The 13,936-nt window shown below is 70.7% G+C and carries 10 protein-coding genes and 2 tRNA genes; 11 read left to right on the top strand and 1 reads right to left on the bottom strand.

What is annotated here, in order from left to right; genetic code table 11:
* Positions 1 to 129: 129 nt before the first annotated feature.
* A complete protein-coding gene (locus WME79_RS21365; RefSeq protein WP_437538483.1) occupies positions 130 to 492 on the top strand; it encodes a TraR/DksA family transcriptional regulator in 363 nt (120 codons plus the stop codon).
* Positions 493 to 618: 126 nt separating this feature from the next.
* Here WME79_RS21365 and uvrA read toward each other — a convergent pair whose 3' ends face one another.
* Positions 619 to 3,588 carry an excinuclease ABC subunit UvrA gene (gene uvrA / locus WME79_RS21360; RefSeq protein WP_437538482.1) on the bottom strand — a complete coding sequence of 990 codons (2,970 nt, stop codon included), beginning with the start codon at positions 3,586 to 3,588 and terminating at the stop codon, positions 619 to 621.
* 244 nt (positions 3,589 to 3,832) lie between these two features.
* Between uvrA and WME79_RS21355 the strand changes: the two genes are divergently transcribed.
* The 10 genes from WME79_RS21355 (at position 3,833) to WME79_RS21310 (ending at position 13,897) form a co-directional block, all read left to right on the top strand.
* Positions 3,833 to 4,891: an SUMF1/EgtB/PvdO family nonheme iron enzyme gene (locus WME79_RS21355; RefSeq protein WP_437538481.1), complete on the top strand. Its 1,059-nt coding sequence runs from the start codon at positions 3,833 to 3,835 to the stop codon at positions 4,889 to 4,891.
* A gap of 1 nt (position 4,892) precedes the next feature.
* Positions 4,893 to 5,882, top strand: a complete 990-nt coding sequence (locus tag WME79_RS21350) for a formylglycine-generating enzyme family protein (protein ID WP_437538480.1) — start codon at positions 4,893 to 4,895, stop codon at positions 5,880 to 5,882.
* A gap of 266 nt (positions 5,883 to 6,148) precedes the next feature.
* Positions 6,149 to 6,222, top strand: a tRNA-Ile gene (locus WME79_RS21345).
* Between the two features lie 35 nt (positions 6,223 to 6,257).
* The gene (locus tag WME79_RS21340) at positions 6,258 to 7,013 is read left to right on the top strand and encodes a zinc ribbon domain-containing protein (protein WP_437538479.1); all 756 of its coding nucleotides are present in this window, start codon (positions 6,258 to 6,260) and stop codon (positions 7,011 to 7,013) included.
* Positions 7,014 to 7,026: 13 nt separating this feature from the next.
* Entirely contained in the window at positions 7,027 to 8,298 is a 1,272-nt protein-coding gene (locus tag WME79_RS21335; protein ID WP_437538478.1) for a serine/threonine protein kinase, read from the top strand.
* A gap of 166 nt (positions 8,299 to 8,464) precedes the next feature.
* Positions 8,465 to 8,986 carry a hypothetical protein gene (locus tag WME79_RS21330; protein WP_437538477.1) on the top strand — a complete coding sequence of 174 codons (522 nt, stop codon included), beginning with the start codon at positions 8,465 to 8,467 and terminating at the stop codon, positions 8,984 to 8,986.
* Between the two features lie 153 nt (positions 8,987 to 9,139).
* On the top strand, positions 9,140 to 11,413 hold the full coding sequence (locus WME79_RS21325) for a PrkA family serine protein kinase (protein ID WP_437538476.1): 2,274 nt from the start codon (positions 9,140 to 9,142) through the stop codon (positions 11,411 to 11,413).
* A gap of 8 nt (positions 11,414 to 11,421) precedes the next feature.
* On the top strand, positions 11,422 to 12,216 hold the full coding sequence (locus WME79_RS21320; protein WP_437538475.1) for a TatD family hydrolase: 795 nt from the start codon (positions 11,422 to 11,424) through the stop codon (positions 12,214 to 12,216).
* Positions 12,217 to 12,442: 226 nt separating this feature from the next.
* Positions 12,443 to 13,672 (top strand): TonB family protein, encoded by a 1,230-nt coding sequence (locus tag WME79_RS21315; RefSeq protein ID WP_437538474.1) that lies wholly within the window; start codon positions 12,443 to 12,445, stop codon positions 13,670 to 13,672.
* A gap of 148 nt (positions 13,673 to 13,820) precedes the next feature.
* Positions 13,821 to 13,897 (top strand) — tRNA-Met (locus tag WME79_RS21310).
* Positions 13,898 to 13,936: the final 39 nt, after the last annotated feature.

The following is a 13,936-nucleotide window of genomic DNA, read 5'->3' as shown; positions in this document are numbered from 1 at the left end:
CTGGCCTCTCCGGACATGTCGCGGAGCCGTAAGCCCCGTCCCGGCAGCCGGGGTCAGCGCCCCGCGGCTTGCATGCGCCAGGGAGCTCAGACGGCAGCGCCGAACGGCGCATTCGACGCGAGAGGACCTATGAACAAGGCCCAGCTGAAAAAGTTCAAGACCCTGCTTGAGACGAAGCGCGACGAGATCGTCAAGAAGGCCAAGCAAACGCTGACCGAGGACATGATGCTCGACGCGAACGATCTCCCTGACGAGATGGACCTCGCGTCGAGCGAGTACCTGCAGTCGTTCACGTTCCGGCTCCGTGGCCGCGAGAAGTCGTTCCTCGACAAGATCCACAAGGCGCTTGTGAAGATCGAGGACGGCTCGTTCGGCAAGTGCGAGGAGTGTGAGGAAGAGATCTCGGCGAAGCGCCTCGAGGCGCGCCCCGAGACGACCCTGTGCATCCGCTGCAAAGAGGACCAGGAGAGGGTCGAGAAGGACTACGGCTGACGCTGCGCCGCGCGAGGAGGCCGCCCGTCGGCCGCCTCCTTGCGCGAGGGTGCCTCCGCGCCGTCGGGCGTGCGCTCCTGCTCTCGGTCCACATCGTGCGGACCGGACGGGGCCACGCCCGTTCTGCTATTTGCGGGCGACTGCGCGGCCGCGCGGCTGCTGTGGGGTGCGGCGCTTCGACGCCGCGAGCACGTCGCGCAGGTACGCGCCGGTGAAGGACGCCTCCTCCTGCGTGATGTCCTCCGGGGTGCCAGCGGCGACGATCGTCCCGCCGCGCTCGCCGCCCTCGGGGCCGAGGTCGATCACCCAGTCGCTGCAGGCGATCACGTCGAGGTTGTGCTCGATCACGAGGACGGTGTTCCCGGCGTCGCGCAGGCTCATCAGGCTCGCGGTGAGCACCTCGATGTCCGAGAAGTGCAGGCCCGTCGTCGGCTCGTCGAGCACGTAGAGGGTGCGGCCGGTGGCCTTGCGCGCGAGCTCGCGCGCGAGCTTCACGCGCTGCGCCTCGCCGCCCGAGAGCGTCGTCGCGGGTTGCCCCAGCGTGATGTAGCCGAGGCCGACCCGCGCGAGCGCGGCGAGCCGCTCCCGGACGCGGGGGAGCGCCTCGAACTGGTCGATCGCCTGCTCGACCGTCAGATCGAGCGCGTCGGCGATCGACATCCCGCGGTAGAGCACCTCGAGCGTCTCGCGGTTGTACCGGCGGCCGCCGCACGTCTCGCACGTCACGAAGATGTCGGGCAGGAAGTGCATCTCGATCCGGAGCACGCCGTCGCCCTGGCAGGCCTCGCAGCGGCCGCCCTTCACGTTGAACGAGAAGCGGCCCGCCTTGTACCCGCGCGTCCTCGCCTCCGGCAGGCCCGCGTAGAGCTCGCGGAGGAGCCCGAAGACCCCCGTGTACGTCGCCGGGTTGGACCGCGGCGTGCGGCCGATCGGGGCCTGATCGATCGAGATGACCTTGTCGATGTGCGAGAGGCCCTCGATGCCGTCGCACGCGCCGATCGGGGCGGAGCTCCTGTACAGCTCGTTCTTCGCGGCCGGCAGCAGCGTGTCGACGATGAGGCTCGACTTGCCCGAGCCGGACACGCCGGTGACCGTGCAGAAGAGGCCGACGGGGATCTCGGCCGTGACGTTGAGGAGGTTGTGGGCCCGCGCGCCGCTCACGCGGATGAAGCGCCCGTCGGGGCGCCGGCGCTTCGTGGGGATCGCCAGCTGCTTCTTGCCGCTGAGGTAGGGGCCCGTGATCGACGCCGGATCGGCGCTCAGCTCCTCCGGCGTGCCCTGCGCCACGACGTTGCCGCCGTGCACGCCCGCGCCCGGGCCCATGTCCACGATGTGGTCGGCCGCGAGGATCGCGTCTCGATCGTGCTCGACGACGACCACGGTGTTGCCGAGGTCCACGAGCCGCCTGAGCGCCTCGAGCAGGCGCGTGTTGTCGCGCGCGTGCAGGCCCACCGAGGGCTCGTCGAGCACGTAGAGCACGCCGACGAGCGCGGCCCCGATCTGCGTCGCGAGGCGGATGCGCTGCCCCTCGCCGCCGGAGAGGGTCTGCGCGGAGCGGTCGAGCGTGAGGTAGTCGAGCCCGACGTCGATGAGGAACCCGAGGCGGGCGATCACCGCCCGGAGCAGCGGCTCGGCGATCGCGCGCTCGCGCGGCGCGAGCGCCCCGTCGACCGGGGCCTCGCCCGCGGCCTGCCCATTGGCGGAGGCCCGCGGCGCCCCGTCCTTCGGCGGCATGAGGCCCTCGAGGAAGACGCGCAGCGTGCGCAGCGGCAGGGTGCCGACGTCCGCGATGTTGCGATCCCCGAGGCGCACGGCGAGCGCCTCCGGGCGCAGGCGCCTGCCGTCGCAGGCGTCGCACACGCGCGTGATGACGAAGCGGCCGATCTCGTCGGAGAGCGCGGCGCTGTCCTCGTCGGGATCGGCCTCCTCCTCGTCGGCGAGGGCGGGCTCGCCGCTGCTCAGCAGGCGCTCGAGCCGCGGGATGATCCCCTCGTAGGCGGCCCTCTTCTTCCCCCGGCCGCCGGCGCCCTGGGCGTCGCTCCCCTCGAGGATCGCCTGTCGCACCGCCGCCGGCAGCTTCGCCCACGGGACGTCCGGATCGCAGCTGAGCGCGGTGACGGCCCGCTCCGTCTCGGTGGCGAGCGAGAGCGAGCCGCGGCGCCCCCAGGCCACCACCGCGCCCTCGCGGAGCGTGCGCCGAGGATCGGGGACCACGCGGTCCGGATCGATGCGGGTCCTCGCGCCGATGCCGTCGCAGGCGGGGCACGCGCCGTGCGGGCCGTTGAAGGAGAACATCCGCGGCTCGATGGGCGGCAGCGAGATGCCGCAGTCGATGCACGCGAAGCGCTCGCTCATCCAGAGCGGCTCGATCTTCATGCCCTCGCTGGAGATGTCGACGAGCAGCCTGCCCTCGCCCAGCTTGAGCGCGAGCTCGACGGAGTCGGTGAGCCGGCCCTTGATGCCGTCCTTGACCACGATCCGGTCCACGACCACATCGAGGTCGTGCGCGCGCGTCCGGTCGAGGACGATCTCGTCGCCGAGATCGACGATCTCGCCGTCGATGCGCGCTCGCACGAAGCCCTCCCGGCGCAGCCGCTCGATGTCGAGCTTGAGCTCTCCGCGGCGGCCTCGCGCGATGGGCGCCATGATCGTGACCCGCGTCTTGTCGCCGAAATCGAGGATGCGGTCGACGATCTGCTGCACGGTCTGGGCTTCGATCCGCTTGCCGCACGCGGGGCAGTGCGGGGTGCCGACCCGCGCGAAGAGCAGGCGGAGGTAGTCCGAGATCTCGGTCACCGTGCCGACGGTCGATCGCGGGCTCTTCGCCAGCGCGCGCTGCTCGATCGCGATGGCGGGCGAGAGGCCCTCGATCGACTCGACGTCCGGCTTGGACAGCTGCTCGAGGAACTGCCGCGCGTAGGCGGAGAGCGACTCGACATAGCGGCGCTGCCCTTCCGCGTAGATGGTGTCGAACGCCAGGGACGACTTGCCCGAGCCGCTCGGGCCGGTGATCACCACCAGGCGGTCGCGCGGAAGCGACACGCTGACGTTCTTGAGGTTGTGCTGCCGGGCGCCTCGAACGACCAGTCGATCCATAGGGGGAACCGGAGAGCTATCACACACGGAAGCGGGCGTGGCGCCGCTCCTGCTCGCCGCTCGCTGCTCTGTTGCCTCTGTTGCCTCTGTTGCCTCTGTTGCCCCGACCCGTCGCGCGCTGCGACGCGCCGCGCACGGCGCGGGCCAGGTCTTCCGGTTGTCTTGCAATTCTTCTCACGTCGCTGCGCTGCGAGCTGGACTATGAGAGGGCGCGCAGGTGGAAGCGCGTACAAGGAGTGTCCTGATGGCGGTCGGCGCCGGCGCTGCGCTCGGCGTGGTCGCGCTCCTTGCGCGGTACGCCCCTGAGCTCGACGCGCTGCTGCTCGCGCCGCCCTCTCCGTCCGAGCGCTCCGAGCTCGGTCCCCCTGCGGCGCGTTCTGCCGGGCCCGCAGCACCAGCATCGTCCACGCATGCACCCGCCACGGACGCTGGTCAGGGGGAGGCAGCAGCGCCCGCTACGGGCTCGCCTCCCGGTGCGGCCCCGGTTCTGCGAAGCGTGAGCCCGCAGGCCGCGGCGGTGGCCACGCTGGTCGATCCCTTCGCGGCGGATCCGGTGGCGCGCGCTGCGTGCCCCGCCGACATGACCCTCGTTGAGGGCGATTTCTGTCCATCCCTCCCGTATGTCTGCACCCGCAGCGGCGATGGAGCCGGCCATGGCTGCCCGGAGTACGGGCGTGGCGCCCGCTGTCGGGCTCCGGTGGATCACCGGCGCTTCTGCGTCGATCGCCACGAGTGGCCGAACCGGGTGGGCGAGCTCCCGCGCGTCTACGTCGACTGGTACGAGGCGAAGGCGCTCTGCGCCTCGATCGGCAGGCGGCTGTGCCGGCGCTCCGAGTGGATGCTCGCTTGCGAAGGACCGAAGCGCCTGCCGTATCCTTGGGGCTTCGTGCGCACGCCCAGCCCCTGCAACATCGACCGTGCCGCGATCGAGTTCGACATCGACGCCATGGTGGACGAGGCGACCCGCGAGGGCGAGATCGCTCGGCTGTGGCAGGCCGACCCGATCGGATCACACCCGAACTGCATCAGCGCCTACGGGGCGTACGACCTCTCGGGCAACGTCGACGAGTGGACCGACAACCTCGCCGACGATCCGGGCACCGCACGCCCGGCCACGCTCAACGGTGGCTACTGGGGTCCTGTTCGGAACACCTGCCGCCTCACGACCGGGGGGCACGGGCCGACGTTCAAGTTCTACCAGGTCGGCTTCCGCTGCTGCGCGGACACGGTCGACGGCGTCGTCACGCCGCCGCCGCGGCCCTTCATCGAGCGCGACCGCGAGAAGGACGGCGTGTACGACTGACATGCGCGAGCGCATCGCCTTCATCGCCGCCCTCGTCGTCGCCGCCCTGGTGAGCGCGCTCCTCTTTGCCCCCCGCTTCCAGAGGCCGCCTGGGCCGCTCGAGGCGGCGAGCGCGGCTCCGGCTGCGAGCATTGCCCCGCCGGAGCCGGCCCCGCCCGCGCCCGCGCTGGCGCCGCCGGCGCCTCCGCCGCTGCCTGCGTACGTGCGCGTCGACCCGGAGAGCCGCACGGCTTGCCTCGGCGGGATGGTGCTCGTCGACGGCATCTATTGCCCGTACGTCGGGCATCACTGCGCCGCTTACATCGACGAGGAGAAAGACATCTGCGCGCGGTTCGAGCCGGAGGTCCTCTGCGAGGGGCGCCTCCAGCACCGGCGCTTCTGCATCGACGTCTTCGAGTACCCGAACATCGAGGGCGTCCGCCCCGTGGTGATGGTCAACTGGCTGGAGGCGAAGCGCGCCTGCGAGATCGAGGGCAAGCGGCTCTGCTCCGGCGAGGAGTGGGAGTTCGCGTGCGAGGGGCCGCAGATGTGGCCCTATCCGTACGGGATCGCTCGCGATCCCGACGCGTGCAACATCGACAAGAAGATCTCAATGCCGGTGCTCGAGACGTTCGCTGACCCATGGAAGATCTCGGCGGAGGTCGAGCGGCTCGATCGCCGGGTTGCGTCCGGGGAGATGCACCGGTGCGTCAGCCCCTTCGGCGTGCGTGACATGACCGGCAACGTCGACGAGTGGGTGAACAATGAGCTCGGCACGCTGGACGAGAAGCCGTTTCGATCGACGCTGAAGGGGGGGTACTGGGGGCCGATCCGCTCGCGATGCCGCCCGGTCACGTCGACGCACAACCGGTGGTTCCGCTTCTATCAGGTCGGGTTCCGGTGCTGCTCCGACGCGCTCGACGGGGGCAAGGCCGTGACCCCGGCAGCCAAAACAGCGCGCATTCCGCGCCGCAGCCCGATGGTTGATCCGGGCGGGCGGCAGGGGCCGTGAGGGGCCGCAGCCCGCGTGGGCCTCTGGCGTCGGCTAACCGTGCACGCCGGCGCAATGTCCGTGCGCGGCGTCCGTCGAGGCCCCGTCGCGCTGCGCCCCGCCCGCGGACGGGCTCCCCGCACGGCCGAGCCACCCCTGACCGCCGTGGCGCCATCGTGGAACCCGGTCCGGCTGAACCGCTCCCCTTCCAACTGCGCGCCGCTTGGACTACGTTGTCCGCCGGTGCGAAAGTGGGCGGACCCGATCGGGGGTTCGCCCTTGTACCAGGGCCTATAGCTCAATCGGTCAGAGCCCCCGGCTCATAACCGGGCTGTTCCTGGTTCGAGTCCAGGTGGGCCCACGAAAGCCACGAAACAGAAGGAGACAAGGAAGCACGTGAGCATCCGCGAGCAGATCGCATTCCTCGAAGAGCTGTCGGCCATCGACAGCGAGATCCGCCGCATCGATGAGCAGCTCGACAAGCAGCGCGGCAGCCTGGAAGGGATGCGGTCCGACCTGAAGCGGCTAGAGGAGCGGCTGAAGGGCGATCGGGAGACCCTGGCGGCGATGGAGAAGACGCGCTCCGAGCTCGCCGTCGAGCTCCGCCAGATGTCGAGCCAGATCGAGCGCTCGCGGGAGAAGCTGCAGCGCTCCCGGAACGAGCGTGAGTCCAACGCGGCGCAGCGCGAGATCGAGGAGCTGCGCAAGCTGCACCGCGATCGCGAGGAAGAGATCGAGCGGCTGAACTCGGCCTCCGAGGGGGCGCGCTCGGCGATCGATGTGGCGGAGGCGAAGCGCGTCGAGCTGGCGGGGGCGATCGACGGCAGCGCGCCGGGGACGCAGGCGTCGCTGGCCGCGCTCGAGGCCGAGCGCACCCAGCGCGCCGACGCGCGCCAGCAGGTGGTCGGCAAGCTGCCGGTCGTCCTGTACCGCCGCTACGAGTCGATCCGGACGCGCAGGCCCGTCGCGATCGCCCGCACCTACGACGGCACATGCCTCGGCTGTCACCTGTCCGTGCCGCCGATGATGTTCCAGAAGATGCGCCGCCAGGAGGAGTTCGAGCGGTGCCCGAACTGCAACCGGATCCTCTACTACATGCCGCCGGAGCCCGCGACGGGCAGCACGCCGGCCGCGGACCCCTCCCGCGCCTGATCCCGGGTGCGGCTTGAAGACGTGCTCCGCCTGCTTCAGGCTCTTCTCGCACGACAGCGGCTTTTGTCCGGTCGACGGGCAGCGCCTCATCCCGGTCACTGAGGTGGCGCCCCCGGTCCACCCGGAGGACAGGCGCGTCGGCGCGACCCTCTGCGGCGGGCGCTACCAGGTCTGGCGGATCGTCGCCGACGGGGGCATGGGGCGCGTCTACCAGGCGCTCGATCTTCGGACCGGCCGCAGCGTCGCGCTGAAGATCCTCCACCCCGAGGTCGCGCTCGACGAGGTGAGCGTCGAGCGCTTTCACCGCGAGTTCGAGGTCAGCGCGTCGCTGCCCCACGACCAGATCGTCGACGTGCTCGCCTTCGAGAAGACCGAGGACCACAGCTTCGCGCTGGTCATGGAGTACCTCGAGGGCGAGGAGCTGCGGACGGTCCTCAAGCGCGACAAGGTGCTGCCCCCCGAGCGCCTGGTGCGGATGCTGTCGCAGATCGCGCTCGGCCTCGAGGAGGCGCACAAGCGCAAGGTCGTGCACCGCGATCTCAAGCCGGACAACATCTTCCTGGTCGGCACGCACGACGGCGACATGGTGAAGATCCTCGACTTCGGCAGCGTGCGCGACAACAGCGAGGGCGCGAAGAAGCTGACCGTCGTCGGCACGACGATCGGGTCGCCCTTCTACATGTCCCCCGAGCAGGCGCAGGGGCTGCTCGCGCTCGACCATCGCGCCGACGTCTGGTCGGTCGCGGCGATCGTGTTCGAGTGCGTCACGGGGAAGGTCCCGTTCCACGCGCCGACCGGTCCGATGATCCTCGTGGCCATCATGGGCAGCAATCCGCTGCCTCCGAGCGTGGCGGGCAAGGCGTACGGGGCGCCGGCCTCGCTCGATCCGGTGATGGAGGAGGCCTTCATGAAGAGCCCGGAGGCGCGCCTCCCCTCCGTCGGCCTGCTCGCCGATCGCGTGGGCCAGGCGTACGGCCTCGCGGGGTCGCACCGCGACTGGGCGTACCTACCGCAGAAGGAACTCGCGGCCCGGATCCGCGCCGCGCTGCCGTCGGTCCTTGCCCGCCAGCCGTATGCCCCGGCGAGCGTGGGCGCCGTCCCTGCCGGTGCGAGCGGCGGGTCGCTCGCCGCTGCGGTCATCGCGCCCTCGCCGGACGCCGCCGAGGCGTTTGCCGAGGACATCGTGATGGGCGTGCCACAGCGCTTGCCGCGGTGGGTCATCCCCGCGGTGGCTGGCGCAGCAGTGCTGCTCTGTGCGCTCGTCGCGCTGCTGATTTCGCGCTGACGGCGGCGTCGGGCCGCGCGCTCGTCCGACGCTGCACATTGCGCGCCGCAGCGGCGGCGGCGGCGGCGCGTAGAACGTGCGCGCGCTCCGGTTCAGTGCGCCATCGTCCTGGGCGCCGGGGCCCCGCGTTCGCGCTGGCGCCGCCGCTGTGTTATTTGTGTTGACCATGAGCACTCATCCTTCAACTCGGACCGGCAAGCCCCTCTCCGCCGCGATGTGCCTGATCGCGCTCTCCGGGCTCCCCGTCCTCGGCTGTAGCCAGAGCGAAGCGGCGACCTCTCGCGGCGCCACCGAGGCAGCACCTGCGGCCCCACCCCAGGGCGGAAAATCGAAGGTCGAGGATGCGGTCTACACCCTCGAAATGAAGCCGACGGGGACGTACAAGGCCGGCCAGGAGGGGCTCGTGGAGGTGTCGCTCCTGTCGAAGGGCGACTACCACATCAACGACAAATACCCCATCAAGTTCAAGGTCACCGAGGCGGCCGCCGAGGGCGTTTCGTACCCGAAGCCATTGCTGAAGCGCGAAGACGGCGCGTTCGAGGAGACCAAGGGCCTCCTCAAGGTCCCGTTCGTGGCGGTCAAGAAGGGCAAGACCAAGGTGGCGGGCGTGCTCTCCTTCAGCATCTGCAGCGCCGCGAATTGTTTGATGCAGAAGCAGGAGCTCGAGGCGGTCGTCGACGTGCAGTAGGCAGAACGGTAAACTCAGCCTCACGTGAACAACGACACCTCCGGTTGCCGGGGGGGCCAGCCCAGCGAGGTCGGCCCCAGCCAGACGGTCCAAGGCAGTGCGGCTGAGCGGGCTCGAAAGGCCCTCTCTGAGCTCGATGCCATCGCCTCCTCGATGGCTCGGCGCTTCAACGAAGAGCAGCGGGTCCTCTCGTTCCAGCAGTACCTGGAGCTCTTCGCTTCCAATCCGGTCCGCTTCGGACGCGACGCGGCTCGCTACGTCCGCGACATGTTCGACCATTTCGGCACGCGGACGATCAAGAAGCCCTGGGGGGAGCTGACCCGATTCCAGCTCTTCGATCTGCCGTGGGAGCTCCCCGCAACCGAACCCGCGCAGCAGGGCGCGCCGGCCGCGGCTTCGTACCACGGGCGGGACTTCGCGCTGATCGGCCACGAAGAGCTCCAGGCCGAGGTCTACCGGGTGCTTTGCAACTTCGTGCGCGAGGGCAGGGCCAACAGGCTCGTCCTGATGCACGGGCCGAACGGCTCGGCGAAGAGCACGCTCGCCGCCTGCATCCTGCGCGCCCTGGAGCACTACTCGACCCTCGATGAGGGGGCCGTGTACCGCTTCCACTGGGTGTTCCCGAGCCGCAAGACGATGCGCGGCTCGATCGGCTTCGGCGGCGACGTGAAGGCGAGCGCCGCGGACGGCACGAGCTACGCCCACCTCGAGGACGATCAGATCGACGCCCGGCTCGTGATCGAGCTCAGGGATCACCCGCTCTTCCTGCTCCCGGTGCGAGAGCGGCGGGCGCTCATCCTGAAGCTCTACCAGGACGCCGGCGCGACGGAGCCGCCGCCCGAGTGGCTGATGAGCGGCAAGCTGTCCCACAAGAACCAGCAGGTCTTCGAGGCGCTCCTCGTGGCGAGCGGCGGCTCGCTCGTCGAGACGTTGCGGCACGTCCAGGTCGAGCGCTACTTCATCTCGCGCCGCTACCGCGTCGGCGCCGTCACGATCGGCCCGGAGCTCTCGGTCGACGCCGGCGAGCGGCAGATCACGGCAGATCGTTCGCTCGCCTCGCTCCCGACCTCGCTCCAGGCGACGACGCTCTTCGAGGCGCACGGTGAGCTCATCGAGGCCGCCGGGGGCGTGCTCGAGTTCAGCGATCTCCTCAAGCGACCGCTCGACGCCTTCCGGTACCTCCAGCTCACGCTGGAGACGGGGGAGGTCAGCCTGCCGCAGCAGACGGTGCAGACGAACGTCGTGATGATCGGCAGCGCCAACGACGTGCACCTCAACGCCTTCCGGGAGCACCCGGAGTTCCCGAGCTTCCGCGGGCGGTTCGAGCTCCTGCGCGCGCCCTACCTCCGGAGCTACCCCGACGAGCAGGCGATCTACGACACCCAGATCGTCCCGTTCGTGACCCGCCACGTCGCCCCGCACGCGACGCGCGTCGCCGCGCAGTTCGCCGTGCTCACCCGGATGCGGCAGCCGGAGGCGAAGCGGTACCCCGACGCGCTCGCGCCGCTCGTCTCGAGCCTCACGGCCGTCGAGAAGATGGAGCTGTTCGCGACGGGCACGGCGCCGGAGCGGTTTGACGCTGAGGCGCAGAAGGTCCTGCGCGCGGGCATCGAGGCGATCTACCACGAGAGCGACGCATCCGTAGATTTCGAGGGGCGCCTCGGCGTCTCGCCGCGGGAGGTGCGGACGCTCCTGCTCGACGCGGCGCAGAGCGAGGATCACGCGTGCCTCTCTCCGTTCGCCGTGCTCTCGGAGCTCGACGCGCTCTGCAAGCGGCAGGCGGAGTACGACTGGCTCAAGGAGAAGCAGCTCGCGGGCGGCTACCACGATCACCGGCTCTTCCGCGAGGTCGTGCGCACGCGTCTGCTCGACACGACCGAGGAGGAGATGCGGACGGCCAGCGGCCTCGTCGACGAGACGCGCTACGCCGAGCTGTTCGATCGGTACGTCTCCCACGTCGGCGTCTGGGTGAAGGGGGAGAAGATCAGGAACCCGCACACGGGCGACTTCGAGAACCCAGACGAGCGCATGATGCGCGAGGTGGAGGCGCTCCTCGGGGTCCGCACGAAGCACGACGATCACCGGCGCGGCCTGATCTCGGCCATCGCGGCGTGGGCTATCGATCACCCTGGCCAGAAGATCGTCAACGCGGTCGTGTTCCCGCAGCAGATCCGCAAGCTGCGGGAGGCGGTCTTCACGGAGCGGCGCAAGGGCGTGGCGCTCCTGGTTCGCGATCTCGTCGCGCTCCTCCGCGACGCGCAGAGCGACGGCAAGTCCGAGAAGGGCTGGGGCGAGCTGCGCGAAGAGGAGCGCAGGAACGCGACGCGCGCGCTCGAGCGGCTGCGCGGGATGGGCTACTGCGACCGCTGCGCGCTCGACGCTGCGAGCGCGCTGCTCCGCGCGCGCTTCGCGGAGCTCGTCACCTGAAGCGAAGCATGCTCATCGACTCCCATTGCCACGTCGATCCGCGTCATTTCCGCGAGGGAGCGGACGTCGTTCTGGACCGCGCGCGGGCTGCCGGCGTGGACGCGTTCGTGGTCGTCGGCGTCGACGCGGATCTCTCCGCGGCGCGCTTCGCCGCGGAGCTCGCGGCGCGGCGCGCTGACGTGCACGCCGCGGTCGGCGTCCATCCGCACGATGCCTCCGCCTTGGACGACCGGATGCTCGCGGAGCTCGAGGTCCTCGCGCGCCGGCCCGAGGTCGTGGCCGTCGGCGAGATCGGCCTCGACTACCACTACATGCACTCGCCGAAGGACACACAGCAGCGCGTCTTCGCCGACCTCGTCGCCCTCGCTCGGAGGGTGGAGAAGCCCATCGTCATCCACACGCGCGAGGCGCCGGAGGACACGCTCGCGATCCTGGAGCGCGCCCAGGCGAGCGACGTGGGGGGCATCATCCATTGCTTCTCCGAGGATCGCGCGTTCGCCGAGCGGGCGCTCGCGCTCGATTTCGACCTCTCGTTCTCGGGCATCGTGACCTTCAAGACCGCGCGCGCGATCCAGGAGGTCGCCGCCTGGGCTCCGGGGGATCGGATCCTGGTTGAGACGGACAGCCCTTACCTCGCGCCGGTGCCGTTCCGGGGGAAACGGTGCGAGCCAGGGCACGTGCTGCACACAGCGCGCTTCGTCGCGGAGCTCCGGGGCGAGCCCTTCGAGGCGCTGGCCGCGCGCACCGCAGAGAACACCCGCAGGCGGCTGCGGCTTCCGCAGGACGGCGCGCTCACCGGCTGACACGAGCGCGCGCAGTCTGCGCCTGCGGGCTCGCCCCAGGCCCGTTTCGAGGCATAGTGACAGCACGATGGCGCAGAGGTCTCGCGACGGCCGCCGGATCGCATCCGCGTGGGTGCTCTCCGTCGCAGCCCACGCAGGGCTGGTGGGCGCAGGCGCGCTGGTCGTCGCACGCTCGCTGTCGGCACGGGAGGTAGCGCGCGCACGGACGGTCGGGTCGCCAGCCGCGATGAGCGCGCCGATCGAGATCGAGCTGCCCGTCGTCTCGGACGGCACGCTCGACCGCGCGGCGGCGATCGTGCCCGAGCTGACGGTCCGCCTTTCGCGCGGCGGAGGGGAAGACGCACCGCGGCCGGACACGGGGACGAGCGGGCGCGGCGGTACCGACGCGGCGGAGCTGCCGGCGTTGAACCTCGCCGACAGGGACGACGCGACCTTTCTGTCTCCAGAGATCCGCTCGCGCCTCGACAGGAGCCAGATCCAGCGCATCCGCTCGTCGTCCCAGCGCGCATCGCGCGAGGACTGGCGAGCCAGCCGAGAGCCCATGGAGCTCACGTTCCTCGCGGGGGGGCGGGTCGGCCGTCGGGCCGAGCGACGCACGTCGGCCGAGCGCGATCCATCGCTCGGGGCGCGCGACGGTGGTGCGCCCCAGCGTCGCGGCGGCGTGCTCGGCGCTGCGGCCCAGCCTCCAGGCATCGACGGCGCGAACGACGTGTCCGCTGCGCGGGACGCGACGATTTCCCTGGGGGCGAGCCCGCGCGCCGCCGGCGGCGCCGTCGAGGGAGTCGAGCGCGCATCCGCGGGGCTGGGCGTTCGCGACGGGCGGCCCGGCGAGGATCACCGCGAGAGCGCGGCGGTTCCGCTGGCGCGGCCGATGGTCGCGGTGGGCACGCCATCCGTCCCCGCCGACGCCGTGGGGCACCCGAACGACACGGTGGACAGCGAGCAGGAGGTGGCGACGGCCATCCAGTCGCTCGTTCACGCCAGCTCGGCCGGAGGGGTGCATGGGTTCGGGCCAGGCGGGCAAACAGGACCGGGTGCGACCGGCGCGGGTGGCGTGGCGGGCCGCGGTGCGCGTTCCAGCGCGCTCGGTTCAGGGCGCGGCCGGCTGCTCGACAACGATCCGCTCGATCGCAGGCGCAGCCACTACATGAGGCAGGTCATGGCCAAGCTGCACCCGCTGTGGGCCGACGCGTTTCCCAAGTGGGCCGCAGGCGAGGGGCTTCAGGGGACCGTGATCGTGACCTTCGTGATCCGCGCGGATGGGACCGTGGGGAGCGCGTCGGTGACGCGGCCGAGCGGCATCCCCGAGTTCGATGAGAACTGCCGGCGTGCCGTGCTGCGCGGTTCGCCGTACCCGCCGGTGCCGCACGAGCTCGGCGAGAGCTTCCGGTGGTCGATGCCGTTCGAGGCGAGGAACCCCGCGGTCCTGCCGAAGCACCGCGAGCGCGAACGGTGATCCTGAGCAATCGTCGGGGATGACTGTGATGAGCGGGATGACCGGGATGACCGAGAAGGCAGGATGAGCGTGACGATCGCGCATCGCAACGCGCACGACCTTGCTTGACAGAGCGGAGACGTGGCGGTACTAGTCCGCCCTCACTTTTGCCGAAGTAGCTCAGCTGGCTAGAGCAGGCGTTTCATACGCGCCGGGTCGGGGGTTCGATTCCCTCCTTCGGCACCAGCAGTGGTGACAGTCGGCCGCTGGCCTCCCTTGGAGGGC

The organism is Sorangium sp. So ce726, from assembly GCF_051521405.1.
Classification (GTDB): domain Bacteria; phylum Myxococcota_A; class Polyangia; order Polyangiales; family Polyangiaceae; genus Sorangium.
This window is presented reverse-complemented; position numbering and strand designations above follow the sequence as displayed.

What these genes read in the sequence shown, in the direction of transcription:
- WME79_RS21320 (WP_437538475.1), top strand. Translation starts at nt 11,422, where the DNA reads ATGCTCATCGACTCCCATTGCCACGTCGATCCGCGTCATTTCCGCGAG.
- WME79_RS21315 (WP_437538474.1), top strand. Translation starts at nt 12,443, where the DNA reads ATGAGCGCGCCGATCGAGATCGAGCTGCCCGTCGTCTCGGACGGCACG.
- uvrA (WP_437538482.1), bottom strand. Translation starts at nt 3,588, where the DNA reads ATGGATCGACTGGTCGTTCGAGGCGCCCGGCAGCACAACCTCAAGAAC.
- WME79_RS21330 (WP_437538477.1), top strand. Translation starts at nt 8,465, where the DNA reads ATGAGCACTCATCCTTCAACTCGGACCGGCAAGCCCCTCTCCGCCGCG.
- WME79_RS21355 (WP_437538481.1), top strand. Translation starts at nt 3,833, where the DNA reads ATGGCGGTCGGCGCCGGCGCTGCGCTCGGCGTGGTCGCGCTCCTTGCG.
- WME79_RS21325 (WP_437538476.1), top strand. Translation starts at nt 9,140, where the DNA reads ATGGCTCGGCGCTTCAACGAAGAGCAGCGGGTCCTCTCGTTCCAGCAG.
- WME79_RS21350 (WP_437538480.1), top strand. Translation starts at nt 4,893, where the DNA reads ATGCGCGAGCGCATCGCCTTCATCGCCGCCCTCGTCGTCGCCGCCCTG.
- WME79_RS21365 (WP_437538483.1), top strand. Translation starts at nt 130, where the DNA reads ATGAACAAGGCCCAGCTGAAAAAGTTCAAGACCCTGCTTGAGACGAAG.